Below are 26,498 nucleotides of genomic sequence, written 5' to 3' on the forward strand. Positions count from 1 at the left end.
TCTTTTTTAAACCGCAGAGACAGGCAGATAAACACAGATTAACGCAGATGAATTAGATCAATTCCGGTTGCACCATCCGTGGTTGACTGTTGACTGGATTTGACTATTCCGATGCAACCGGGTTTGATAGAATTGGTAATTGGTAATTGGTAATTAGTGCATCAAGACGGACATTCTAATTAAACTCTGTGGACTGCCCGCTATTACCTATTACCCATTAACAATTAACAATTAACACTCAACCTTCATTCTTGGGCGGTGCTGAAGGCTTGAGTTCGTTTGCTTTAAAAACAACTTCTTTGGCGACTCCAGGATCTCCGAGTGGTTCGGCCTGTCCGTTATTAAGAGCAACCATTACCCCGCCGGCGTTACCTGCTACCACTACTAATTGCTTTTGAGCCTCCCAGGTGCGAACAGTCCCGGTCGGCAAAGTTCCCTCAAACTCTGTTTTACCATCGACTTCAACCTGCATCCACGATTCTGCTTTAAAAGTGACGCTAACCATTACTGGTTTATTGCCAGATTTATTTAAATTTTGACCGGTTCTTACTGCTTCGACAGCCTCGTAACTATCCGGTTTCTGATTTTGTGAGGGTCTTGATGCCTCAGCAGCTAAACGAGCTTTTTCTTGCTGCCCAAGTGCTAGTTCTTCGGTTCCGGCACCGTTTTTTGCGGTAACAGAACCGCTCATCAACTGAGATAAGACATTGACCGAACAGATAATTAGAAATGTGTAAAAGAGGTAGAGGTGCATCGGCCGCAACTGAGGCCCATCTTGCCAGGATAGCTTGGTTCTCGATCGGGGTGGCGGTTCGATCGGGAAAAAGTCGGCAAACTGAGTTCCGTCCAAACCCATTGCTTCAGCGTAGCGCTTGATCAAACCCTGAGTGTAGACGGGTTCGGGAAGTTGGTCTAGTTGACCATCCTCGATGGCTTGCAGTAGATTCCGCCGAATCATTGTTACCACGGCTACTTTGTCCAAACAAATCGACTGCTGTTCGCGGTACTGGCGGAGTTGAGTTCCTATTTCCGCTAGCTTCTTCTGAGCTGTTTCTGGCTCTTGGGAGTGCAGTTTCTGCTTAGTGGTTTTGAAGAATAAAAACAATAAATTCTTTGTCATATGCTGTGCTCCTGGGAATTTACTGGCACGCTTATTGATGTTAGGTTGACTAGATTCCATAAATAAATAATTTCCGCATCTTCTAGGGGTCGGCAGCAGCCGGGTGGCAATATTGGCGAACCGGGCCGCTGCAATTGAATCGGGCCGATGGCTGTGCGGTGCAGGCGCACCACGGGATATCCCAACTGTTCGGCCGTTCGCCGAATCTGTCGGTTTCTGCCTTCTGATAGAATGACTTCTAACAGAGTTTGGTCTCGCGCGCGATCGAGAACTTTAACTTTCGCGGGCAAAGTTTTTCTGCCGGACAAGATGATGCCCTGACGCCACGTTTGTAGTATGGGTTCCGGGGGATCGCCGCTCACCCAAACCTGATAAGTTTTGGCGATCGAGTGACGCGGATGGGTCAAACAAAATGTCAGCTTACCATCATTGGTGAGCAAGAGGGCGCCGGTGGAATCCGCATCTAAGCGTCCTACGGGGTGGATGCCTTGACCCGAGCGCAGTTGGGGTGGCAGCAAGTCGAGAACTTTCGATCGGGCCCTTGGATCGCTGCAAGTAGAAACTACGCCTGCCGGTTTGTTGAGCAACAGATAGACCTTTGCGGGTCGATCCGTTGGTTTCACCGGGACTCCATCGACTTGGATGAGATCGCGATCGGGATTCGCTTTTTCTCCTAAGCGAACAATATTGCCATTAACTCGGACTCGTCCAGCTACAATCATCTGTTCTGCAAGACGGCGAGAGGCAATGCCCCACTGGGCGAGGATTTTTTGCAGCCTTTCATCAGACATGACGGGAGTGTGGAAATCCCCAACGAGCGAACGGTGGGGAGGAAACACGACACGGTTAATTGATTAACCGTACTAGCAATGCTCAATTCCTGGTTGGGAATAAATTATAATGCTGACCAATTATTACAGGACGCCCGGCAAGAGTGCAGATTGTCCTTGTGCCCGGTGCAGATTGTCCTGATGGCATTACCCTGAATGCTGTGCAAAAACTACGACGAAAAGACTCGCTGCAGGCACAGGTTTGCACCGTTGGTTTGCGGCTGGTTTGAAAGGTGTGGGTCTGACCCGACCATAAACCAACACTACCATAAATCCCGTACTCCTGGTTAAATTTATACGCTCGATCGCGAATTTTTCATCGGGATCGCACAACTCGTGAACTACCCCAATATCCCAAGGGGACAAAGGTGAGAATTTTTCTGCTTCTGGCCTTGCTGATGCCAGATTGATGCTTGATTTTGGAGTTAATCGGACTTGTGTTCATCAACCCGGTTTCTCACGAAAATCAGAGGTTGATAGCCGTATATTTGTGCAGAAACCGGATTTTTGAGGCTGGATGTGCAAGTTCTAGTTAAATTTATGTGCTTGAATATTAAGGTTTATATTCTGAAATTGTTTATGACTGTCGATCGAAACTCTCTTCAATTTGACAATAGAGATGGCGCTGCTGGCTCTGGTGGGACTGTTAATCTCGGCGAGGAACCCGGGAGACCTTCGGCGAGTCCAGGCAGCCGGATCGCGAGCGCAGTGCTGTCTCCGGCTGTGCAGTTGTGGCTGCGATCGCAAGTTCAGCAGGTGGATGAGTTGAAGGTGAAAATTGAGGGGAGCGATCGACAAATCTTCAGCGGTGCGATCCCCAAAGTCACGGCGGCAGCTCGCGGTGCTGTGTATAAAGGACTACACCTAACTGAAGTTGCGATAGAGGGCTGCGGCATTCGCATCAACCTCGGTCAAGCTCTCAAAGGCAAACCCCTGCGCCTCCTGGAATCCGTTCCCGTGGCAGGCGTTTTGAGGCTTAGCCAAGCGGATTTGAATGCGTCGCTGAAAGCGCCTTTGCTGGCTGATGCTTTAAGCGAATTTTTGCTGCCAATGCTGCCACTGACAGATAGGGAACAGTCGCTGAAGTTGCAAAATTCGCAGATTGCAATTGAGGCGGGTTTGTTGACGCTTTCGGCTGCAATTTTGCGCGCTGGCGGTAGGCAAATGCCTTTGGTATTGCGGACGGGTTTGCGGATAGCCAGCGGTCGCGAATTGATGTTTGAATCACCAGAAATCAAAATGGATGGAGAATTAAAGAGCAGTGATTTCAATGGTTTTAAAATTGATTTTGGGCCGGAAGTTGAGATTGAAGAATTGATTTTGAGTCAGGGGGAGATTGTGTGTCGGGGAGGAATTAGAGTTTTGCCTTAGTTAGTTGACTGTTGACAGTTGACAGTTGACTGTTGGCTTTAACCAGGTTCTTCGGTATAGCCTGGGAATACATACCCCATGCCCAATTCCCCATGCCCAATTCCCCATGCCCAATTCCCAATTCCCAATTCCCAATTACCGATTAATTAAAAAAGAGTCGATCGCGGGCAAAAATAAAGTCACAAAATAGTAGACTAAGGGCGCGGTAAAAACATAACTGTCGGTGCGATCGAGAATGCCACCGTGACCGGGGATCAACTGTCCCGAATCCTTAACGCCGGCGTCTCGCTTCATCATCGACTCAGTTAAATCTCCCAACAGGCTAGCAACCCCAATCAACAGACCAAAAGCAGCCCCAGTATACGGCCACCCCGGCCAGTGTAAATACCAAGACCCAGCGGCTGCCACGGCGATGCTGCCGCAAACTCCAAATACGGCACCTTCAACGGTTTTTTTGGGGCTGATGTGGGATAGGCTAGTGCGCCCGAAGAATTTGCCGACAAAATAAGCCCCAATGTCAGCGGCCCAGATGCAGAAGAAAGCCAGCAGCAGCGAAGTCAATCCTAAAGATATGTGGCTGGAATTTGTCCAAGACGGGGACGGGTAAATGTTAACCGACAAATTGCTTGCTACTGCTTGCGAAAGTTGGGTTGTAGCAAGATTCCCTGGGTCGAGGCCGACTCGCAGCCGCACCCAATAGCTGGGCAAATAACCGCCGTAGAACAATCCTAAAACTGAGGAGGCAATATCGGCGATCGTCGATAATTTAGGCTGGAATAACAGGTAGAAACAAATTAAGGTTCCCGCTAAGGGGAACATGGCATCTACGAGTTCCGGCGCTAGGGCGGCAGTAATTAATAGCCCTTGACTGACGGCTAAAGTAGTTTTGGCAGCGGGTGCAATGCCTTTAGCCCTGGCTAATTGAAAATATTCCAATTGACCTAGGTAGACGATGATCCCGAAGCCGACGGTGAAGTACCATCCGCCCATAATAATCATTCCCAAAGCAAGGGCGATCGCAACTATTCCACTCAGGATACGAGACCAAGGCATAAAATGAATTTCTCTTGCAGACGGCGGTGGATCATTCGATTTTAGATTTTAGATTTTAGATTTTAGATTCTACATTTACTCCACAGATGAATCTGGGAGATTGAACCTTGGTCTAAAATTTTGGGTGGTTCACGACGATTGTCGGCGGCTTGTACCCGTTTTTGGGCGGTGTCATTCGACGCAAGGATGTAAGGATTGTTAGGGTACGGTTTCCTCCCTTGCACAGCCAAGCCGAATACTCAACTGGCGATGATCCAAAATCTCAACTCAGGGGGTCAATCCAGCTATGGTCGCCCTTATTCTAAGTATGAAGGTTAAGTGAACTTAAAAAAGATTAAGAATTACATTTAGGAATGGGCATAGGGCATAGGGCATGGGGCATTGGGTATGTATTCCCAGGATCTGCCGAGGAACCAGGTTAAAGTTAACTGTTAACTGTCAACTGTCAACTGTCAACTGTCAACTGTCAACTAACTTCTAATCCAGCTTTTCGCCGCTGAGAATAAATATGGGATTGACGGCGGCAAAGGTTTGGCTGAGGCCGCGAGTCTCCAAGCGGTTGACGGCGGACTGGACTACTTCGATGTTGCGGACTTGCAACTCGGCGAACCCTTCGGAAAGGGCGTAAAGATTTTCTAAATTCGAGGCTGTGGCGACAACTCTACCGTGGGGTTGCAAGTACCGCCAGACTTCTTGGAGAATGGCTTTAATGGGGCGACCTCCTTCGATGCAGACTCGGTGGGGGGGTTGGGGCAGGTTTTCCAGGCATTCCGGGGCACTGCCTTCTATGACTTCTACGTTGTTGAGCTCGAATCGATCGCAATTTCTGCGAATCAAGCTTGCTACTTCTTCGTCCCTTTCGACGGCAATAATCCGACCTTTGGGACACAGCAAACCTGTTTCTACGGCGATCGTACCAGTACCTGCACCGATGTCCCACACGACTGAATCTGCTTGCAGCCGCAGGTGGGAGATTAACAGCAGTCGGACTTCTCGCTTACTCATGGGAATTCCCGGTAAACGTTCAAATAAGTCATCCGGGATGCCTGGAGTGACGTAGGGCCAAAGCATAGTTATATTTTTGATTTTTGATTTTTGATTGAAGCAAGACGGCAGTTGGAACTCGTGGAAGAAGTAGAAATTCTCCCAATTTCCCCCAAGCCTTAATATTTACTGTCGCACAACCTTGAGAGTTTGGAGGTTTCTATCGCTACAACCTGTGATTTTTCCGCCGGCGGCAAGGATTTGTTGCAGGTAGTCAACGGCTGCTGGGGTAATGATTTCACCGGGCATCAGGACTGGTATTCCTGGGGGGTAGGGACAGATGAGTTCGGCGCACAGGCGATCGACTGCTTTGTCTGCGGGTACTGTTTCCGCTGGGAAAAAGAAGGCCTCGCGGGGGGATAGGAGAGGGGGAGAGGGGGAGAGTGGAAGAGTGGGAGATTGGGCAAATCTTCCTTCTTCTCTCTTCCTTCTTCTCTCTTTCTTCTTCTCTCTTCCTTCTTCCTTCTTCCTTCTATCCTTTACATCCGTTACATCCGTTACAGAATCCGTTGCCGAACTTCCTTCTTCCTTCCTCCTTCTTCCTTCTAAAATCGTCAAAGCTTTAACTAAATTGTCGATATCTGTTTCTGTATTTCCCAAGCTGATAATAAATGTTAAATGTCGGGGCATGGGAAGTTCTGCGGTGACGGCGAGTTGAGAGTGCAGAATTTCATCGGCGGCAAATCCTGTGATTCCTAAATCTGATACTTTTACTGTTAGCCTGGTTCGGTCTAATGCTGCAAAACCCGGTGTATTTAACAGTTCTAAAACTGATAAGCCGGGAATTTGACTGATGCGCGATCGCGCTTTTTCTGCTAGCTGTAAAGTTTGCGCCATTAACTCTTTGCCGTGCAGTGCGATTTGTTGGCGGGCTGCGTCTAGAGATGCTAATAGTATGTAACTCGGACTGGTAGATTGTACTAACTGCAATGCTCTATTTAATTTTTGGATATCTATGCGATCGCCCTTGACGTGCAGCATCGATGCTTGTGTCATTGCACCGAGGGTTTTGTGGATTGATTGTACTGTTAAATCGGCGCCGGCTGATAGTGCCGGTTCTGGCAAATTGGGATGAAAGTTAAAGTGTGCGCCGTGGGCTTCGTCTACTAATAACGGTATGTTGTATTGATGGGTAATTTGGGCGATCGCCCGCAAATCCCCGCAGACGCCGTGATAGGTTGGGTAAACTATCATTACTGCTTTCGTGTCTGGATGTTGTTCTAATGCTGCGGCTGTGGCTTCTGGGGTGATGCTGTTGGCAATATCCCAATCCGGGTTGTACTCTGGATTGACAAAAATTGGAATTGCACCGGATAAAATTAAACCTGAAATCGCCGAGGAGTGGATATTTCGAGGCAAGATAATTTTATCGCCGGGGCCGCAAGTTGCTAAGATGGCGGCGATAATTCCGCAAGTCGAACCGTTAGCCAAAAACCGAGTTGAGTGGGCTCCAAAAGCTGCGGCGGCTAAGTCTTGAGCTTCGGCAATTGCACCTTCTGGGTTAAAGAGATTATCTAATTCCGGCAATTCCGGCAAATCCGATCGAAATACTGTCGCACCGAATAAGTCAATTAGGGGTTGAGAGATTCCTTGTCCGCGTTTATGTCCGGGGGCATAAAATGGGGCGTGTGGCTGATTTGTGCGATCGCGCAAGGCATCTAATAGAGGCGTTTGTTGTTGAGAGTTTGCTGGTGACACGCTTAATCTTGATTTGAATATTTGGAATTATAGCAACCGCTGAGGTTTCACTGGACGTTATTAATTGCTGAAACCATTGCTGGAAATTCCGCGATCGCATCGACTGCTTCCTGTTTCGTTGCAATCGCCCACAAGCAACACCGTCTCAATTTCAAACTTCTCTAAAATGACTTAACATCGACTGCTTAAGTATGATACTCCAACATTTGAAAATCCTGGCTACTGCTTTACTTATGGTTTGTCTAGGGGCTGTGGTTTCAGTTACAGCACAAAATCATACCACAGTCTGCGGCTTTTTTTTCAGCCAAGACCTGCTTTCGAGTCAATACAATCTGTTCGATAATATCGGCCTTTACTCCGCCCGATCGCCCCATCGCGTCTTGGAGGGCGATCGGCCTTTGTTTATACGACTCTTGGGTTAGAGGATGTTTTAAAAGAGTCGTTTGACCTCATAGTTGGCACAAAGAAGCATCTAAGTATGGGCCCAAACCTTGATTGATCGTCTCAGCTAAGCCCAATCAGAAGGGCTAAATTATACCTTCCTGGACTTTTAAAACATCCTCTAAGGGAGATAGAGAGTGCGATCGCTATTTCTATTGGTTGTGGTTGGGAAGGGCGATCGCACTCCTGCTCGTCTCATTGGCTGGAATAATGAATGTCCCTCTTAGAAAGCTTAATATTACTCTAAGGGCGAGAATTTTCGATCCCATCACACACATGACGATCGCTGTCTGTTTCATTAAAGGTTGCTAGATATTTGCGTACTCTAGTGCAACCTTTGGTTAATAAATTGTCAAATCCTCCCAAATGCCACAACTTAGCATTACCTTTTTCGTCAATAGTAGCTATGACACTACCGTCGGGGCTAATTTCGCCAAACTTTACTTGATTAGTATTGTCATCAGAGCTAGTTTCGTTAGAACTTAAATTAAAATCAACAGACTGATTGCTTTGCAAATCCCATAAGATCATAGTCTGTCCCGCTTTAATGGCGACTAAACTGCCATCATTGTTAAAGCTAATATTGTCAATATCTCTAACTCTCAATCTTCCCAGACGTAAAATTGCCAACTGTTTACGAGAAAAGAAATCCCAAATGGCAACACTACCGTAGGTGGACATAACATCAGCCATAGCTACTAACAGTTTTTCTCCCTTGGTATCGGATTTCCAAATTGCGCTTTGAATGAAGCCTTCATCCCAATTAAATTTTTTCTCTTGTTTGCGTTTAAAATCCAACACGCGCAAAGAATTTGGCGCGTCCGAAGTTCCCTCAAAAATTGCTAATTTTGTCCCATCAGGATTAAAACTTACGCTGTTTACTGATTCATCATGTTCTAGAAGCTTTTGTTCTTGGTTTGATGACAAATCCAATAAACGAATGTCTTTAGGTTGAATGATTGCCACTTGCTTAGCGTCAGGAGCTAAAATCAATTTACTTTCTGGGCTATACTTCGGAGATAAATTTTTCAAATCTTGGCCTGATGATAAATCTCGTAGGTGAATTTTCCCCTCTTCTAAAGTTGCTAATCTCTTACCATCAGGGCTAAAACTTATTGCCTGAACTAAGTTTTGCATTTCTTGTGGTTGGCTCAATGATTCACTCTCTAGGTTCCATAGACGGATAGTATTGTCATTTCCAGCCGTGAGGAATTGCTTACCATCAGGGCTAAAACTGAAACTAGAGACTAAGCCTTGATGACCTTTTAATTCAGTTACTCGGTTGCCAAACCCATCTAACAAGCGAACAGTGCCGTCATAATCTGTGATAGCTAATTGTTCGCCATTGAGGCTATAACTCACTCTAAAAACCTGACCTAATTCTTCTTTGGGAGTGCGTTTTCCTACATTCCAAAACTGACTAATTTGTCCTACTGTTCGTTCCGACCCAAAGGTAATTACCAAGTTCTCACCATTGGGATTAATGATGACATCATCAACTGGAAACTGAGAAAACTCACCTGTGAACTTACTTGGGCCTGTGAATTTATTGTATCGATAGTTCCAGTTCCATAAAAAGAGATCCGTCCCATTGGTATCCCTGGTAGCTACCAGTAAAGTGCCATCCTTTTTAAAAGTAATCCCTTGAGCCTTTACTTGTGAGTCTGTTAATGGATATAGTTGATATGGTTGTGGATTGTTCCAAGTCCACAAGTACACGACATAATTACTAATGAAAGCCAGTGTTTTGCTACCTGGACTGAAACTGATGCTTGTTACAGCACCAGGAAGCCTTGATGATTGATAAAAATGTCCGTTTTCCCAGTCCCATAGATAGATTCCTCGAAAACTCTCACTGGTTAACGCTAGTTTTGTACCATCAGGGCTAAACTTGGCATCAATCACTGAGCCAAGAGTTGTTGGTATTTTGTTGCATTGCCTATTGTTTATGTCTCCGACACAGATAGTATCTTTGTTTTTTGTAGTAGCCCACAATAGCTTGCGATTCCGGCTGACAAGGGTATCCTGTACCACTTCATCGGGAGGGAGTTGCCAACGTTCTTGCTCTTTGTTGAGATAAACAGCCCTACGTAAGGTAGCAACGATTTGACTTTGTAGCTGTGAGTCAGGTGGCGCTACTCGCAACAGCCAGTGTTTACTGGATTGGCCAGCCTGTAAACTCTGAATCAAAGTGTCTAGGGTTAGATAATTTGAGCGTAAGCCAGTTTCTGAGGATTGCCTAGCAGTGTTTATTTGACCAATTACACCTATTCTTTGCTCTCTCAAAGCCCAAACAGTTAACCAGCTCAATCCCAGAATTACTCCAGTTGCAATTCCCCAACGCAAATTAACATTTCTGCGCCTCTGCCAAATACTTTGCTGCACAAACTCAGCTTCCACTTGGTTAAACCAGTAGTCGCGAGATTTAAGAGTCTTTCTTAAGACATCAAGATAAGGATTCCCATTCCAAAGAAACTGTGCCTTCTTTTCACGCGGATTTTCTTGAGTATTTTTCTGTCTGACTTTGCTCAACCAGTCTTCAGCAAAGCCGAATGTTTGGTCTAACAAATTTAAAAAAGGTTTAGTCTTATTTAAAAAAGTTGATGGTTGTTCCTGGCTTTTGTATTCCAAGGTAGTGCTTTGTAACCGCACTCTTGCCTCTTGCAGCAGTTGTTGGATATCTTTCTCTTGGATTTGTTTTAACCAGTCTTGCGTAAGATCGATCTTCTTGTCTAAACTCGTTAAAAAAGGTTCAGTTTTTGCTAACAAACTTGGGGGCTGTTCCTTCTCTTTCCAATCCAAAGCAGCAGGTGTCAGTCGCCGTTGCAAAAGCAAATTTTCCTGCTCCTCCTCTTGCCATTTCTGTAATTTATCCCACCCTTTAACTAAGAAATCATGGGCAGGCTCTACATAAGGTTCTCCCGTTTCCTGTCCACTAACAACAAGGCGAGCTTTATCAAGAGATTCTAGGACTACTTTGACTCGCTGATTTTCTTTCTCATCTAGTTGGGTTGGCTCTTGCTTGTTGGCGTAATTCAATTCTGATAATGGCACCCGTCGCCGTACTGGTTCCCCACCTTCGATCTCCACCATCCGCAGCATTACTCGACGCATCGTATCTCTGTGAGCATTATCCGGTAAACTATTATAGATTTCATTGCCTCTGCGACTCAAAGAACCCGCAATACCACCCTGTTTGTAAAATTCTTCATCTACAGTTAAGGCACGTTCTTGCTTACCATCTTTTACCCATGCTTGATGCAGCTTAATATAAAGTTCGCTGAGGGTAAATGATAACAACGGTAAAGCTCCCGGCATTTGACTCACTTCATCAATCAGCTGATTCACTAAGTTAGCTGGCTCGAAATATAATGCCATTTCAGCTGCTGGCTGCTCAATTGCCTGCCGTAACTCATCCAAATTCATAGCTCGCACTGGGAAACGCGCTTCTGTCCAATATTCTTTAAGCGCAGATTGAATAAACCGAGGCTCAAAGTCAGAACGCAAAGTTAACACAATATGAAGTTGCGGACACTTCTTTAGAGCGTTGACAAGCAAGGCTAAAAACTGCTTCTGAATATCCTCTTTTTCTTCAGATTGGTTGTTAGCAGGATTTACCTGGCGACTCATTGTGATTAACTCTTCAAATTGGTCAATTGCCAGTAAGAGTTTGCGATTTGGATTGGTTTGGCTCCAAGTAGATAAAAACAAGCTAAGATGTTCAGGATTTTCTTTTAAGTTATCAGCTAACTTATCTTGAGTTTCCACGAGCGGAAGAATTGCTTTTGCTAAGGCATCAAAGGGGGATTCACCCGGACGCATTGGTTCTAAAATCTCCCATTGATGTGCGTAGCTTATAGGCAGAAATTTGAGAGAAATATCAGGATTAACTTCCAAAATTGCCAAAGTAATTATGCAAGCATAAATGAGAGTAATATCGAATGAGTTGGTAGCTTTTCGTAAATCAGAAATCAACCCAGCTTTTACTAAGCTCGATTTACCGGAACCCGATATTCCTAAAACAACTGTCAGTTGTTGTTCTGGTTGAGATACTGGTCGAGACACTCGAACCGATAATTGGTTAACTAGCTGTTGTCTGCCAAAAAAGAAACGTGCGTGTTGCTCGTCAAAGGATTGCAAACCTCGGTAGGGATTGTTATTTTCATCCAGTGGGGGAGCAGGCTTTAATTTTTCTCGCACAAAACCTGGTAAAGTAAAAATAAACTCCCCTCTGTCATGCTTTTGTAAAGGCCAAAGTCCAGCAGTTTGTAATTCGCTATAGCCATCTTTACCGATCAAACTATCGCGCAGATACAGATAAAGTTCTGGGGCTGTAATCACCTTATCCCCAGTTAAATCTGCCTTCATGTCTTTCAACCCATTAATTAGGGCTTTAGCAAAAGGCGAATGCAGAGAATCTTTATCTATTCCTCGCTCATCAGTATAGTCTAGGGCTTCTTGATTATGAGCAGCAGAGGTGATGGCTTGCCAAGCTGGATACCGAATAAAACGATCGTAATGCTCTCTGTGAATAGTTTCTAAAGCGGAAATAACATTTCTACTACTCGACCAGCGAAAATTCCCAGCAAAGCAACAATCTAAAATCACTAATAAATGATGACAATCGAGTTTAGAAAGTGCTTCATTCAACTTCCGCATGGGTAGATAAGTCTCCCACTTTCCTAACTTGGCATCTTGAGGAATTAAAGCTCCTGCTGGCCCATCTTCACTATTACGTGCAATGCCATGTCCAGCGAAGTAGAATAGTAAGCGATCGCCTTCCGTCAATTTAACTTCATTGGGCAGTGTTTCAAACAATAGTTTATTGATTTCTGCCAATGTAGCTTCGCCATGCTCGGAAAATAGTCTGATTACTTCTTGATACTCATATTCTTGTTCTAAAATATCTGCGATCGCTCTAACATCATTGACGGCTGTTTTCAGTGGGTGAATTCCATTTTGATAATTGTCGATGCCTATAACGACTGCTATGTTGCGATCGAAATTTGTTTTATCTGGGCTCCAACTCATTGCCTTACCTCACCTTTATTTACAAAAAAGCGAAGGTGCATCTTATAATTGATTAAATAATTTACAATTTAGATGCACTTAAAAAACAGTTTTACGTCTAAGCTTTGAAAATTATCTTTGGCTGCTTACACCTCTTTTTACAACAAGCGTTACCTGGTCTGTTGTCCATTCTTCACTGGCATAAGCCGCAGAATTGACATTTTTTGTGGGAGGAGCATCTTCGCTAGCAAAGAAAGCAGCCAAAAATTTAGCTAATGGAGTAGTCGCTCTATCTGGATTTCTACTCTCAATGGGTTTATCTAATGCGGGTAGTTCCAGCCAATCAAAGCTAGTCCCATCAATTGTGGCAAAAACTTTCAGAATATCCGTACCTTCCTGGGAACCGTTGGGAAGGCTTGTATTAATCCGCCACTTGACTTCCTTGCCAGGATCTACAGTTTGAAAGGGTGCGCCAGTTGGGTAGCCTTTTATGATACTCCAATCCGGCTGAATTGCCAGCACCGTAATGTTGAGAAATAGGGAAGATTTGTTGCGAATAATCAAATAACTGTATCGATCCACATCAAGGGTTGGTACGTTGCCAGGATTGTTAAATGGTTTTAATTCTTCCTTATCTCCAGGTACGTAGTCATCTGGTAAGGCAAATAACTCTACCTCGATCTTTCCTTTAAGAGGAGACTCCGGATCGTGGTTATCCAAATCTATAGTGGCGTGATATTTAGACAAATGCACCAAACGTTTTAATACACTAACTGCGGCATTAGGATTGTCTACTTTCAGAGTAGGTCGCAAATTAGAAATTGGTATTCCAGTGCGATCCAAAATTTCATAGTCACCTGCTGAGTTGATAGAAACTTGGTAATCAGCAGCTTCATCTCCAGATACTAACTCCACCCAACCTTTGCCTTCTGGCATTGCAGACTCAACGGCTTGCAGTGCAACTTTTGCATCTATTCCTAAAGGTTGGTCTTTTTCTTCTGGCAATACCAAATGTACTTTACTGACAAGTTGGACATGAGGATACAGCAATAAAGCGGGAGCGCCATCTTCAATATCCTCTATCTTGCTTTCTCCTAGCATTTGGGTAATAGTAGCCCAAGAATTCACCGCACCGAGTCGTGTAATTTGAACCAAAGCTAATCGCTGATTGGTTTGTGTGAAATCTGCGGTTTGAGATGGATAGATGACAAACTCTGCACCTTGACGCAAACCATGAGCTTGACCAGCATTCAACTGAACCCGATTCTCTTCTAAATTTACTTGTATTACTGGTACAGTTAACTGGGTAGATACCAAGTTATTTCCAAAGAAAGTGCCATCGCTTTTTCCCTGCAACATCGGTGTTTGTTTTTCAAACTGACTGTGGACTTTAGCGAAAATGCGATCGTGAAGTGTTTTGGAAGTAACTCCTGTTCCAAATTTCTCTAAAGACCTCAAGAGCCAGTAAGTCAGCGCTCCATTACGCTCGCCATCAAAATCTGTCTCGTAAGCATACTCATTGTCTCGACAAGCAGCTAATAAAGTGTAGCCTTTGGGTTCAGGTAGCCAACCACTACTTGTAACGTTGCGAGTATTGTGGTTGTTTTGTGCCAAGCTTTTCCACGTTTGAGCCAATTCATCCGCAGATCCCACTAAACTCTCTATGGGTCGCGGCGTTGTGTCAACAGCGCCCCCTTCTGAACGACGAATATCACAGTCATCTCCAATCTTTCGCGCAGCCCCTCCAGAATGACAACTATCCAGAGCGACTGTAACGACTAACCCCTTATCCACCATATTTTGTAGAAGTTTTGCTAACTCCATGTCGCGGAGATAGCGAGCGTTTGAATCGCCGATATCTGTGGGAACTAGCGACTCATCAATTCCATCCTCTCCTTTCAGGTTGGGGTAAATCGTCGCCGCACGTCCCCCGTGACCAGAGTAGTGAATGTACACCTGGTCTTCAGCTTGAGCCTTCTCGGTAATTTCCTTAAATTTGGCTATCATATTTTCGTAGGTTGGCCACAGTTCTTTTGGTTCCGGTGGCTCAATTGAAGCGTCAGCATTATTAGAAGCTGTTAGCTTCACAATCTGGGTTTCGGGTACTTGGAGCCTATTTTTCAGAAAAGCTTCTACGTGGTTAATATCCCGTACACATCCCTTCAAGCTTTTGTAGTAACTACCGTCAGATAATTTATTGGGTAGGTAACAATCAATTCCTATAAGTAATGCGTGGAAATTAGAGCGAGTCGAATCGGTTGCGTTAGCCATATTTTTCTTCAGTTTTTATGGTTTTTAAAGTTCTCTAGTTTATTGAGGAGGCTTAAACAACAGTTTAAAACCTAAAAAACTGTCCAATCTTCCCCTAAAAACAAAGCTCTTTCAGCCTTCCGCCTCCGTGTCAATCCTTCTAATTCTTGACTGCCTGCTTTATTCCATCGCGGGAATTGATCGCCCGCTCCCTGAAAGTCTCCTTGGTTTAAAAGCTTTAAAAGAGTTGAATCAAAAAGATTTTCAGGCCCCAGATTAAAAGTAAAAGACACTAACGCCGAAAATTGATTTTCATTGATAGAAACTTGCACAGCCTCAGACACATACCCTTCAAATTCTGCTAAATCTTTTCTCAGCAATTCTTCCGCCTGTGCTTCCGTAATAGTCATTCCCTCATATACGCCTTGGGTATGTCCGTATCCAATTGTCCAAACGCCAACAGCATCAAGATAGGCTTCTACCTCCATTCCCTCAAAGGATTTAATCAAATTCACCCCGTCTTGATTGATTGTCATCCCTCCGCGAGCGGCTATTTCCATAACTTGAGGAGGAACTTTATCGGGAGGAGCGATCCCAAAGGTTTTAGCTAATGTGAATCGCAAAGCTTTTGAAAGCAATTTAACTTGTCCTTCGGTGGCGATCGCCTTTACCGCCACCTCGCCTTCCATTTCATAAAGACTTCCATCAGGGAAGATTTCCAGCACCCGTTCCATCGTGATTTATCCTTACTTTTTGGATTTTATGTTTCAATTCAACCGTGAAGCATAAGCTCTATAATTAATTCACTGGCTGTTGTGCAACACTGTTTGCTGTTGGCGATTCTTTGCCGTTAAATGTATCTGTCTCTTCAGGCAGATTTTTTTCCCAAATTTCGCAGACCGTTTCCGATGTGGTTTCGGCAACTGTAGAAGTTGCCGAAACCAGGGTTTTGATAATCAATACCGCAACAATCATGGCGATCGAAAAAGGTAAATTGAGTTGACTTGCTAAAGCTGGGGCTAAAAATGTCGCTGCTTTCTCAGAGTTTTCTTTGTAGCTTGCCTGAATTTTGGCTATCAGTTCTGGGTCTAACAGTTCGCCGCACATCAACTCATAGGATTTGATATTGAATTTCTTGAAGAATTGGTCGCCAAATTTCAAAGCAAGACTATCTGAACTAAAACCTCTGGGAGTTGCGTTTAGCTCCTCTTCCAGACTCTCAATAGAAGCAGAACGTGCGGTTGTATCTTGCCCTATTTCTTGAAGCCGAATCCCAAGCTGTGCCTTGAGAGTATCTTCATCAAGGTCTAGCAATTTTTGCGCTACTTCATCAATTTGCGTCATAACTTTAGGGAAGTTGTTGTGACCGACTACAAGGTGAAAGAAAGGGCGGGTTGAGAAGAGCGATTGTTTTGATACTATCAATCTAGGAGACCCGACACTACAAATATCAAGGCTTACTTAGGGAACGGGAAAATGACACCAACTCTCGCCACCCACATCCCAAACAGCTCGAAGGTCGGAATAAGTGTAGCGAACATCTCCACCGCTAGCGTTATTGTCATATCCACCCTGATAACCTAGCCATTTGCCATAGGGATCGTTGCAGATCCAAACTCCCTCTGCATCGTCATAACCTTTGATGACAATGATATGACCATTTGTAAAATAACCGTGAATGACAACAGGATTACCTTTAGCTAAATGCTGTTTTATTTCCTGTTCAGAGGTAACATTTTTGAAGTAAGTATTCTGAAGTTTTCCATTGCCATATTTTTGACCCCACTCCCGGAGAAGCCGCTGAAGATAAATGGGGATGTGTCGCGTACAAGTGCCGTCTGCGAGAGGATAACCCTCCTTTTCATCCCACTCTTCTGTTTTTCGGAACAGCACATCTTCAAGCTGTACATCGTTTTTAATATCTTCTTGCGTTCGAGAATCCACCTCATAATACTTGAGAACCATTGCTATGCAAGTGACATTACACGCCCCTGAAGGACGTTTTAAATTATTGAGCTGAGAGTGGTAAGGAACTTTTAAATCAACTTTCGGCGGCAGTACCGGCTGGTACTGTTGAGCAACTGACTCACCTCGCGGAACAGCCGTTAAGGAGATTTCAACATCATCGCCAAAACAGTAATATTGTTTTGGGGCTGTTTCTGGTGAACGAATATCAAATTCATCGAGATAAACCCGAATATACTTACCTTGCAAATTAGGGGTGTACGCACTGATAAAAATTTCCTCTCCGGCTTTGTACTTGAGCATTTGATCTGGAGATAATAGTGATGTGTCGAGTGGGCGAGCTTTCAGCACCGAATTGTCTTTAAAACGCAATGTATATTCTAGGGTGTTCATTCTTTACCTCGTGGACTGGTAAGATGCTAGGTTCAATCGTAAGAGAATAATCCCCAAAAAGTTCCTAGCTTTTAGTTGAGTCTTAAATTAGCCAAAAGGCCAGCTCGCAACTGGCCGTAAGTACAGGACAGAACCTGTACTTTTGGCTAGGTGTCGTGCCAAACTACAGGCTGGCAAGGCTTTTCAGACGGCGATCGATTGCGCGATTTTAGATTAAAAAATTGCTCCCACGGGCTGTAGCGATCGCAGGTGATGAGTACGCTACGCTTTTTTCAAGGGTTCACTGCCTGTACCGAGGGGCTATGACCAAATTGCTTCCGGTCAGCATAAAAAATCAAATACAGATAAACCCGGTTGCTTTCCTCTACTCCAAAAAGCTGATTTAAAATAATGCAAAATGTCAAATTTAATAAACTTTAACTATTTAGATAGATGTCGTAATTTGAGTTTTTTATCTACGATGATTGTATTGAGTTATTAATAGAATTGCCGTGATTTTTCCCAACCCTACTCCATTTCCCGGCCCGCAGATTCCCAGTACCGAACCGGGGCTGCCGACTATACCCGCATCGCCACCAGTGCCGGGCCCCGTTCCCGAACCGATTCCCGGGATAGTACCGGAGCCGGTACCTGCGCCAATTCCCCAGCCAATTCCCGAACCGGTGCCGGAAACTGTACCCTCTCCAATTCCTCAGACAGTGCCGGAGCCTATTCCTCAGACAATCCCGGAACCTGTTTAAATTATGTTTTAGTCGATCGCACAATTTAAGATTGTTTGTGAGGTCGATCGCAAAAACCGGCTTTCTCCAAAGTCCCCAATCATTTTGTTGAATATCAGACTTGAAAAAACTCGGTTTTTGCCTAAATTATGAATTAATTGAAGTTGAGCGCCGTCTCTTTGCAAAGGTCAACAGCCTCCAAATCAGTGGATTTGCCGTCAGAGTATTCCGCCCTGACATCGAAAATACAGCCCGCATCCGAGCCGCCGTAGTCAGCTTGATTCCACTCAAAATCTGCCTTTTCCCGATCGGGAATGGGGGCCTCTAGCTCGTTTTCTCCCCAAGTCTCCTTATCGGGAGGAGACATATAGACTGCTGTCATCGTCTGGCCGCTGTTGTTAACCACCGAAATTTTGACCATCTGAGCGAAAACGCTAGCTGCTGTCAGCCCTAACAGGGGCAGCGACAGCCCCGCAGCGATCGTTACTTTGCTTAACCACTTGTTAACCATTGAGCCATCTACCTCAAGTTAGATATTTATTCAAGCTTAGCTGTAGAAGTTAGAAGGGACAAGTCAGATATATTGCTATTGCTTATGATATTTTGAAACAGTGATATGTTTCTAAATAGCTATGCTTACTGCCGGAATTGTCGGACTGCCTAATGTTGGCAAATCTACTTTGTTTAATGCTCTGGTTGCTAATGCCAAGGCGACTGCTGCTAATTTTCCTTTCTGTACGATCGAGCCAAATACGGGTATCGTGGCAGTGCCAGACGAACGGTTGAAGGTGCTGAGCAATATTTCCAATTCCGTGCAAACTGTCCCGACGCGGATGGAGTTTGTGGATATTGCGGGTTTGGTGAAGGGGGCGAGTCAGGGGGAAGGACTGGGAAATCAGTTTTTGTCTCACATTCGGGCCGTAGATGCGATCGTCCACGTGGTCCGCTGTTTTGAGAATGACGATATTATTCACGTTGCGGGTTCTGTCGATCCGATCCGAGATATTGACATTATCAATCTCGAATTAATTCTAGCAGATTTAGCTCAAATTGAACGTAGGCTCGATCGCACTCGCAAGCTAGCCCGCAACAACAAGGAAGCTCAGGCCGAAGTGGATGTGCTAGAAAAATTAGTGGTGGTTTTGAATGCCGGGAAACCAGCGCGGCAGTACAATTTCACAGATGAAGAAGCTGAATTAGTTAAAGGTTTGGAATTACTGACCAACAAACCAATTATCTATGCTGCTAACGTATCTGATGACGATTTAGCAACAGGGAATAGCTATGTCGAACAAGTGCGGGAAGTAGCAGCTAAAGAAAATGCTAAGGTTGTCATAGTTTCGGCGCAAGTTGAGTCAGAATTGGTGGAGTTATCCGAGGAAGAACGAACGGATTTCCTAGAATCTCTGGGGGTAAAAGAAGGGGGCTTGAAATCTCTGATTCGAGCTACTTACGAATTATTGGGTTTGCGGACTTATTTTACTAGCGGGCCGAAAGAAACTCGCGCTTGGACGATTATCGCGGGAATGTTAGCACCGCAAGCTGCAGGGGTTATTCACTCGGACTTTGAACGGGGTTTCATCCGGGCCGAAACTGTGAGTTATGAAGATTTGGTTGCTACGGGCGCGATGAATGCAGCTAAGGAAAAAGGCTTAGTTCGCAGTGAAGGAAAAGAGTATGTTGTACAAGAGGGGGATGTGCTGTTGTTCCGATTTAATGTTTAGCTTTTTTAAGGAGATTGGCACATGGATATCATTTCGCTGGTAATTGCTTGGCTGGTTACTTCTGTCAGCTTTTTTATCATTTCCAAGTTGCCCATCGGGGTAGATATTGACACTTTTGGAAAAGCTATGATTTCGGCGGCGGTTTTTGGATTGCTGAATGCTTTGGTGCGGCCGCTTTTTGTGGTTTTGGGTTTTCCATTGGTGTTGGTAACTTTTGGTTTGTGGATAATTGTTATCAACGCGATTATCTTTGGATTGGCGGCTTGGCTAGTGGATGGATTTCGCTTGCGCTGGGGAATTTGGAGTGCTTTGCTGGGGGCTATCGCCCTCGGTTTTATCAACTCTTTGCTCTATGAGCTGTTGCGGACTCTGCCTAGTGTAAGGTAGATCCGGGTAATGCGGGGGGCGGAAGGAAGGGGCGGGTTTATTCATCCTGTTAGTTATCGCAAATATTTCAGGTGAAACTCGCCTCTTCGGCAAATATTTTAGGTTGAATTCCCCCATATCAGGTATTTGTTTTTTGGTATTGGTTGAGTTATTTGCCTTCGCAGTAGTCGATAAATTGCTCTGGAACTAGGCGCAATTCGCCCGATCGAAAGCGCTCGATCGGCATCCAAAATGCAGTATGCTCCCCATCTCCGTCTGCAAAATCCAGACTATCCAATTCATAAAATTTGGAATCGACAAAATCGCACTGGTATAGTTGTATTAATTCATGTCCGGCTTGGTCATTATAAATAAAGAAGTTTTCCAAACAAGTCAAATATTTGATGTTTGTCAACTCGGCTTGAATTTCTTCTTGAAACTCTCTTTGCAAAGCGTCGATGCTGTGTTCTCCGAATTCTACGCCGCCGCCCAAAGCGCGGTAAAATGTGTCTTTTTTGACCGGATCTTCGCATTCTGACACGAAAATGCGATCGCCCGATTGAATTAATCCTAAAACAATTACGCGAACTTTACCTTTTTGCATAATTAGTCATCAGTCATTAGTGATCAATCCTTAACTGGTTCCTAGGCTATGTCTAGGAATCAATGTCCAGAGGCTCTGCCTCGCTTTCGGAGCAGCAAAATAGGAGGCAGAGCCTCCGGATATGTGTTACCAGGCAGAGCGTAGTAACGAGTAGAATCCGCCCCTAATGAGTAATCACTAATCACTAATTATCGGCGGCAAAAGTCTCTCGACGGCGACTGGTGTCAACGGGCCAGTTTCTATTTTCCCCGCCAATAATGAGTTTTTCAATGGTTACGAATTCTTTGCTGAGTTGCTGGAAAACATTAATCAAGACATCGAGGCCAATTGCATCGCTAGTACCCAAATCAAACCAGCAGCGAGCCCAAGAACCTTGATACTCCATTTCTCCCATATTGTGCATCAAAGCCATCATGCTTTGGTCGGCTAGATTAACATCGTAATTCATCTGACTGATATCTAAGCCTTCATCTTGAACTTGCAAATTTTCTGCATTAAATCCTCCCAGTTTTCCCAAGAAAAACCAAGAGTCAAACACTTCTTCAACATACTGTTTTTCACCGTTTGAAGGCACGTTGCTGAACTTCAGCCAAATCCAGAGGTCAAAGGGGTTAAACTCGCGAAACTCTACTTGCATAGTTTTTTGGTGTTTTTATAGTGGTGGTAAGGCCGCCGGCCCCCAGACTCCATCTGCATCTCTAATTTTATCGCGCATCGGGTCGCAGGCGCGAGATTGGCTGTCGAGACGGTTACGGGTTCTGCACTGCTGAAAGAAAATTTCTGCTACTAAACTGCGTGGCAGTTGGTCGGGTTTTGCTAAGGCTGCGTCGAAGTGTTTTCGGGCTTCCTCAAGTAAGGTTTTGTTGCTGTCTTTCCCTTGGGATTGGGAAAACAAGATTTGTCCTTTTAGATAGAGAACTTCGGGATTGTTGGGCGTTTCTGCTAGAGATTTGTTGGCAAACTCTAAAGCGCGATCGTACTTTTTTAAGTCTCGATATCCTACTGCCATGCCGCGATAAGCTAAGTAGCGAGGAGAGGCTTTTTGTTCGAGTCTTTGAATGGCTTCGTTAGGGTTGGAAAATGGCAGATTTGTGGCTAGAATTAAGTCCATGTAGCCTTTGAGCAGGTTGAGTTCGGGGTCGTTGGGCGCTATTTTATCGGCGGCATCTAGGTATTGAAATACTACTCGCAATTTACTCAACGCTTGGGGCGCGCCTTTGGCTGTTCCTTCTTTGGCTATAATGTTCGCCCCTTCTAGAAAGTGACCTGCTGCTGTGTAAATATTGCCGCGCAATGGATTAGTTTTAGTCAATTTTTCGCCGACTTCGCGGGTTTTTTGTGCGTAGGAATTCATCGAGTTTAAGTCCTGCTCGATGTAGGATAGGGAGGCTGCCATTGCATAGGCTAGCGGCTCGTTTGGTTCGGTTGATAGTGCTTGTTGAATTTGAGTTTTTGCTTGTTTGTAGTTTCCTTGCTGAAACATTGTTTTGAAAGCAGTTTCGGTGTTGGGCCCGATCGCCTGCGCGTTGCTGCTGCGAAAGGGATCGCCCGCTACTGCTGAGTTAATGCAGATGCTGAGGGCGATCGCTCCTGCACAGGCGATCGCCCGCACTGTCTGTTTAGAACTTAACATTTGCTTGCCAAGCGATGCTAAAGGGGTTTTCGTCATCGTCAATTCTCTCAATGTAATATACTGTAAACTAGAAACAAGAGAGTTAAATTTTCAGACTTTCGGGCCGCGACCAACAAAAAAGTAAAATTTGCTTGATTTTTTGTGGTTGTTGAGGTATATTTTAATAATGGAAGTGTGACTTGTAATGTATTAAAGGACAGATTTGCATTATTAAAATATACCATAAAAAAACCAAAAAATCAAACGCCCATCCTGAAAAAAAAGGAAATTTTTGTAAAGATTTATGTAAAATAATTGTGTGCGATCGGCAACAACCAGAAATAGCCTTAACTATTAATAGCACAACCAGGAGTTACCTCATCCAACAATAACTATTTTTCTGACTGCCAACTGCCAACTGCCAACTAACAACTGCCATTAATGCTTTATCTAAAAAACTTAGTATATCATCCTACCGCCTGTCCGAATCCTATTCTGAAAAATATTAACTTAGAACTTCCCTCGCAGCAAATGGGGCTGATTGTGGGCCGCAGCGGTTCAGGCAAAAGTACGCTATTAGAAATATTAGCAGGTTTAGCGGAAAAAACTAGCGGCGACATCCGTTGGCGGGAACAAGAATTAACACCGGAACACTTGCAACAATTAGGAGGGTTAGTATTTCAGTTTCCAGAAAGGCATTTTTGCGGAGGCACAATTTTAGAAGAATTGCGACTGGGGCATCCTGAATTGGGACAAGAACAAATCAACAAAGCAATGGCAGAAGTGGGACTCGGACATTTGCCGCTGCGCGCTTCCCCCCACGCTTTGAGTGGCGGGCAACAGCGCAGGGTAGCCCTGGCGGTGCAGCTAATTCGGCAGCCGCATTTGCTACTTTTGGACGAACCGACGGCGGGTTTGGATTGGTCGATGCGCCGGCAGTTGGTAAGCTTGTTGAGTAAGTTGAAAAGTCACTGGACTTTGTTGATTGTCACTCACGATGCTAGCGATTTGCTGAGCGTTGCTGACCGATTTTGGACTTTAGATCACGGGGATTTGCAGGAGGTCGATCGGGCTAAATTAGAAGCTAAGGAAACGAGTTGCGTTTGATTTTTCTGGCGTTTCCAATGGTTTCCCGGCGAATAGAATTCGCGTCTAAATCAATTGGCAGCGAATATAATTCGCGTCTACACAAACAAAGTCCGCCTGCGCGGACTGAAGAAATTCTCGGTGAATATAATTCGCGACTACACAAACAAAGTCCGCCTGTGCGGACTCAAAGAAAAGAGTGGAAATAGAATCTGATGAATGAGATTAAAATGCCTGTGTTGCCCCAGATGAACGAGTTGTGGCAAAAAACGCTGAATTGGCAGCCGGATGAGTCGCAGCAACAAAAATTTCAGCGGCTTTATGAGTTAATTGTCGAGGGAAATCGCTCCTTGAATTTAACTCGAATTACTGAGCCGATGGAGTTTTGGGAAAAACATTTGTGGGATTCTCTGCGGGGAATTGCGAGACTGCTGCCAGCTAATAACAGTGCAGGAAAAAATAGCGAATTGCCCCTAGATTCGGTGCATAAAGTTATTGATATTGGCACTGGTGGGGGTTTTCCGGGGTTGCCGATCGCGATCGCCCTGCCGCATTTATCAGTTACTTTGCTGGATTCTACTCGCAAAAAAATTACTTTTTTGGAAACAGTTGTGCCGTCTTTAGGGATAGAAAATGCGGCGACTTTGTTGGGCAGAGCCGATGAAATTGCCCGACAGCCACAGCACAAACAAGCTTACGATTTAGCAGTTCTTCGAGCAGTGGGAGCCGCTCCTCTCTGCGCTAAATCCGCGCTGCCTCTGCTGAAAAATGGCGGTTTAGCTGTACTTTACCGAGGGAATTGGACGGTGGAGGAAGAAACCGAGTTGCAAAGGGCGAGCGAGCATTTGGGCGGCACAGTTGAGTCAGTCGAAGCATTCACAACGCCGACGAGTCAGGGGGCGCGGCACTGCGTTTACTTGCGGAAAGTTGTACAGCAGTTCGAGCGTCCCGTGCGCTAGTAGGGACACGGCAGTGCCGTGTCCTGTATTTCATCGGCCGTGTCCTGTATTTCATCTAATTGAAAACTACCCGATAGCCTTTTCGTAGCGCTTGTTAATTGCCGCCCAATTAACAACATTCCACCAAGCTTTTAAGTAGTCGGCGCGAAGGTTTTGGTATTTGAGATAATAAGCGTGTTCCCAAACATCGTTACCCATAATTGGATAGTTGCCCTCCATGAAAGGAGTGTCTTGATTTGCCGTAGTTGTAATCTCAAGTTTGCCAGCTTTATTGCGGACTAGCCACACCCAACCGCTGCCAAAACGCTTGGCGCCGGCATCGTTAAATTTTGTTTTAAAATCGTCAACACTGCCGAAATTTTGCTGAATTGCTGTTGCAAGTGCCCCTGTGGGTTCGCCGCCGCCGTTGGGACCCATGATTTCCCAAAACATACTGTGATTTAGGTGTCCGCCACCATTGTTACGCACGGTTGTGCGAATATCTTCCGGCACTTTGCTCAAATCTCGCAGCATATCTTCCGCAGAGATATTTTTGAGTTGCGGGTATTTACTGACAGCATCGTTGAGGTTTTTAACGTAAGCGGCGTGGTGTTTGTCGTGGTGAAATTGCATTGTCCGCGCATCGATGTGCGGTTCTAAAGCATTGTATTCGTAGGGCAGAGGTGGTAGTGTAAAAGGCCCCGGAGTTTGGGCTATTTTTGGACTTTCTGCAATTGGACTTGCTTGCGATACATTATTTCCTGACGCTTGGCAAGCACCTGCGGTAATAGCTCCGACGGTGGCTGTCACTAAATACAAGAAATCTCGGCGTTTGAGAGTCATAAAAAGTACCTAAGTGAATTATTAACTGTTTTATCTCAGATTAAAGCAAAATGGGAGTGAGTTGAGAAAAAAAGTGGTATCGCCCGAATGGATGAGACGGATGGGCGATGGTTGTGAGAGTTTCTCAAGTATAGGCTAATTGTGTGCGCGTAACTAACTCACGTGCTCCGGTTCACTAATCCGGTTTCTGTCTCGAAACCGGGTTTTTTTTGATTATTCTTGGGACAAGCGCTGGATGGCTTCGCCCCCAAAAAGCCGATCGGCTGCTTGAAGAATACCGGGAATTTTAGCAGCGTGGGGACTGTGCGCTAGACAGCGGCGCAAGTCTAATTCATCGAGGCGATTCCCTACGGGATAGCTACGGTTCACGGCTTTTTGGCCGGGGAACCAGTGGCCCCCATTACCTAAAAGGTTGTAGCGCATCTTGCAATAGTCGATCGTATCGTAAGCCTGCGCCAAATTCCACAGCCACAAAATCACATAAATATTAATACCTCCGGGAGTATTTTCTATAGTTGGTAAACCGACGTGCCAAGTTTTAAACCAATCTTCTCCTAATTTATCAATTGCTGCTTTTTCTAACTTTTCTAATATCGGAGGCAAAATTTCATCTGATCTATCTAACAATTCTAAAACTTTGAGATGTTCGTTAAAATTTTCAGGTTTCGCTGCACCCAAACTCAAAGTGTGTACTTGCGGATGCGACAAACAAAACAAATCATTAAACACCATCGGGCTCAGCGGATAGCACAAGTCGATTAATTTTTGTGGCGGGTTGTAAAGTTGACCGCCTTTGTCGGAAGGACTGATAATAAAAACGCCCATATCGTGACGTTTAGCAGCTTCAATAGCAGGCCAATTACTTTGATTGATGTAGTACCAGTGCAAGTTAAGATAATCAAATTGATTGGTTTCAATTGTTTTGACAATCACGTCCGTCGGGCCGTGAGTTGAAAAACCAATAAACTTAACTTTCCCTTCTGCTTGCAACTTTCTCGCCACATCCATGCAGCCGCCCGGACGGATAGACTCCTCTAACAATTCCCACGTATTAATACCGTGTAGCGACAGTAAATCGACGTATTCCAGTTGCAAATAAGCTAAGGATTTATCAAATTCTTCGCGAAACTCTTGGGAGTTCTGTTTGGGGCTAACTTTCGTTTGCACGATCAAGTTTTCGCGGGGAAAGTTCGGCAAAATTAGCCCCAATTGCATCTCGGAAGTGCCGTAACCGCGAGCAGTTTCTATGTGATTGATGCCACATTCAACTGAGTAGCGAATCGTTGCTTCTAGATTTTGTTGATTGTCTGGGGGGATTTCATTGGCTGGCACGTCTTGCCATTTGTACTGATATCTCATGCCACCGCAGGAAAAGACGGGCATGGATAATTCTGTGCGACCGAATCTGCGATATTGCATCATAAACAGTTG

At 44.9% G+C, this 26,498-nt stretch carries 22 protein-coding genes; 6 read left to right on the forward strand and 16 right to left on the reverse strand.

The features are described from left to right. Positions 1 to 238 precede the first annotated feature (238 nt). Positions 239 to 1,120: a RodZ domain-containing protein gene (locus tag QUA07_RS07865; RefSeq protein ID WP_333323895.1), complete on the reverse strand. Its 882-nt coding sequence runs from the start codon at positions 1,118 to 1,120 to the stop codon at positions 239 to 241. Beyond that, complete coding sequence (locus QUA07_RS07870; RefSeq protein ID WP_333324001.1) at positions 1,117 to 1,911, reverse strand: pseudouridine synthase; 795 nt, start codon at positions 1,909 to 1,911, stop codon at positions 1,117 to 1,119. Before QUA07_RS07870 ends, QUA07_RS07865 begins: the two co-directional genes overlap by 4 nt. 618 nt (positions 1,912 to 2,529) lie before the next feature. Between QUA07_RS07870 and QUA07_RS07875 the strand changes: the two genes are divergently transcribed. Next, on the forward strand, positions 2,530 to 3,321 hold the full coding sequence (locus QUA07_RS07875) for a DUF2993 domain-containing protein (RefSeq protein ID WP_333323897.1): 792 nt from the start codon (positions 2,530 to 2,532) through the stop codon (positions 3,319 to 3,321). Positions 3,322 to 3,456: 135 nt separating this feature from the next. Here the strand turns inward: QUA07_RS07875 and QUA07_RS07880 are convergent, their stop codons facing one another. The 8 genes from QUA07_RS07880 to QUA07_RS07915 all read right to left on the reverse strand — a co-directional run bounded on the left by QUA07_RS07880 (position 3,457) and on the right by QUA07_RS07915 (position 17,175). Beyond that, the gene (locus QUA07_RS07880) at positions 3,457 to 4,374 is read right to left on the reverse strand and encodes a phosphatidate cytidylyltransferase (protein WP_333323898.1); all 918 of its coding nucleotides are present in this window, start codon (positions 4,372 to 4,374) and stop codon (positions 3,457 to 3,459) included. 477 nt (positions 4,375 to 4,851) lie between these two features. After that, positions 4,852 to 5,445 (reverse strand): precorrin-6Y C5,15-methyltransferase subunit CbiT, encoded by a 594-nt coding sequence (gene cbiT / locus QUA07_RS07885; protein ID WP_172184729.1) that lies wholly within the window; start codon positions 5,443 to 5,445, stop codon positions 4,852 to 4,854. A gap of 99 nt (positions 5,446 to 5,544) precedes the next feature. Continuing rightward, entirely contained in the window at positions 5,545 to 7,116 is a 1,572-nt protein-coding gene (locus tag QUA07_RS07890; RefSeq protein ID WP_333323901.1) for an aminotransferase class I/II-fold pyridoxal phosphate-dependent enzyme, read from the reverse strand. Positions 7,117 to 7,800: 684 nt separating this feature from the next. Next, a complete protein-coding gene (locus tag QUA07_RS07895) occupies positions 7,801 to 12,588 on the reverse strand; it encodes an nSTAND1 domain-containing NTPase (protein ID WP_333323903.1) in 4,788 nt (1,595 codons plus the stop codon). 111 nt (positions 12,589 to 12,699) lie between these two features. Then, the gene (locus tag QUA07_RS07900; protein ID WP_333323905.1) at positions 12,700 to 14,838 is read right to left on the reverse strand and encodes a caspase family protein; all 2,139 of its coding nucleotides are present in this window, start codon (positions 14,836 to 14,838) and stop codon (positions 12,700 to 12,702) included. Between the two features lie 71 nt (positions 14,839 to 14,909). Continuing rightward, positions 14,910 to 15,551: a lysozyme gene (locus QUA07_RS07905; RefSeq protein ID WP_333323907.1), complete on the reverse strand. Its 642-nt coding sequence runs from the start codon at positions 15,549 to 15,551 to the stop codon at positions 14,910 to 14,912. 64 nt (positions 15,552 to 15,615) lie between these two features. Beyond that, on the reverse strand, positions 15,616 to 16,161 hold the full coding sequence (locus tag QUA07_RS07910) for a hypothetical protein (RefSeq protein ID WP_333323909.1): 546 nt from the start codon (positions 16,159 to 16,161) through the stop codon (positions 15,616 to 15,618). A gap of 117 nt (positions 16,162 to 16,278) precedes the next feature. Then, the gene (locus QUA07_RS07915; protein WP_333323911.1) at positions 16,279 to 17,175 is read right to left on the reverse strand and encodes a C39 family peptidase; all 897 of its coding nucleotides are present in this window, start codon (positions 17,173 to 17,175) and stop codon (positions 16,279 to 16,281) included. A 491-nt stretch (positions 17,176 to 17,666) separates the two neighbouring features. On the opposite strand from QUA07_RS07915, the gene QUA07_RS07920 reads away from it, so the two are divergent. Then, complete coding sequence (locus QUA07_RS07920) at positions 17,667 to 17,915, forward strand: gamma-aminobutyric acid A receptor, epsilon-like protein (RefSeq protein WP_333061712.1); 249 nt, start codon at positions 17,667 to 17,669, stop codon at positions 17,913 to 17,915. Between the two features lie 133 nt (positions 17,916 to 18,048). Here QUA07_RS07920 and QUA07_RS07925 read toward each other — a convergent pair whose 3' ends face one another. After that, positions 18,049 to 18,405, reverse strand: coding sequence for a hypothetical protein (locus QUA07_RS07925; protein WP_333323913.1), 357 nt, complete (start codon positions 18,403 to 18,405; stop codon positions 18,049 to 18,051). A 121-nt stretch (positions 18,406 to 18,526) separates the two neighbouring features. On the opposite strand from QUA07_RS07925, the gene ychF reads away from it, so the two are divergent. Next, complete coding sequence (gene ychF / locus QUA07_RS07930; RefSeq protein ID WP_333076677.1) at positions 18,527 to 19,618, forward strand: redox-regulated ATPase YchF; 1,092 nt, start codon at positions 18,527 to 18,529, stop codon at positions 19,616 to 19,618. Positions 19,619 to 19,639: 21 nt separating this feature from the next. Next, positions 19,640 to 20,005, forward strand: a complete 366-nt coding sequence (locus QUA07_RS07935) for a phage holin family protein (RefSeq protein WP_333323915.1) — start codon at positions 19,640 to 19,642, stop codon at positions 20,003 to 20,005. Positions 20,006 to 20,153: 148 nt separating this feature from the next. On the opposite strand, the gene QUA07_RS07940 is transcribed toward QUA07_RS07935, so the two are convergent. From QUA07_RS07940 to QUA07_RS07950, 3 genes are all read right to left on the reverse strand, one after another. Further along, entirely contained in the window at positions 20,154 to 20,588 is a 435-nt protein-coding gene (locus tag QUA07_RS07940) for an NUDIX domain-containing protein (protein WP_333323917.1), read from the reverse strand. A gap of 184 nt (positions 20,589 to 20,772) precedes the next feature. Next, positions 20,773 to 21,225, reverse strand: coding sequence for a DUF3531 family protein (locus QUA07_RS07945; RefSeq protein WP_333038358.1), 453 nt, complete (start codon positions 21,223 to 21,225; stop codon positions 20,773 to 20,775). 15 nt (positions 21,226 to 21,240) lie between these two features. After that, positions 21,241 to 22,257 carry a Sll0314/Alr1548 family TPR repeat-containing protein gene (locus QUA07_RS07950; RefSeq protein WP_333323919.1) on the reverse strand — a complete coding sequence of 339 codons (1,017 nt, stop codon included), beginning with the start codon at positions 22,255 to 22,257 and terminating at the stop codon, positions 21,241 to 21,243. 384 nt (positions 22,258 to 22,641) lie between these two features. Between QUA07_RS07950 and QUA07_RS07955 the strand changes: the two genes are divergently transcribed. Beyond that, entirely contained in the window at positions 22,642 to 23,307 is a 666-nt protein-coding gene (locus QUA07_RS07955; protein ID WP_333081148.1) for an energy-coupling factor ABC transporter ATP-binding protein, read from the forward strand. Between the two features lie 194 nt (positions 23,308 to 23,501). Further along, on the forward strand, positions 23,502 to 24,245 hold the full coding sequence (gene rsmG / locus QUA07_RS07960; protein WP_333323922.1) for a 16S rRNA (guanine(527)-N(7))-methyltransferase RsmG: 744 nt from the start codon (positions 23,502 to 23,504) through the stop codon (positions 24,243 to 24,245). A gap of 66 nt (positions 24,246 to 24,311) precedes the next feature. Here rsmG and QUA07_RS07965 read toward each other — a convergent pair whose 3' ends face one another. Then, positions 24,312 to 25,067 carry a Fe-Mn family superoxide dismutase gene (locus QUA07_RS07965; RefSeq protein WP_333309030.1) on the reverse strand — a complete coding sequence of 252 codons (756 nt, stop codon included), beginning with the start codon at positions 25,065 to 25,067 and terminating at the stop codon, positions 24,312 to 24,314. 213 nt (positions 25,068 to 25,280) lie between these two features. Further along, the gene (locus tag QUA07_RS07970) at positions 25,281 to 26,489 is read right to left on the reverse strand and encodes an aldo/keto reductase (protein WP_445305877.1); all 1,209 of its coding nucleotides are present in this window, start codon (positions 26,487 to 26,489) and stop codon (positions 25,281 to 25,283) included. Positions 26,490 to 26,498: the final 9 nt, after the last annotated feature.

The sequence above is a fragment of the Microcoleus sp. T3_A4 genome, from assembly GCF_036700465.1.
GTDB lineage: Bacteria > Cyanobacteriota > Cyanobacteriia > Cyanobacteriales > Microcoleaceae > Microcoleus.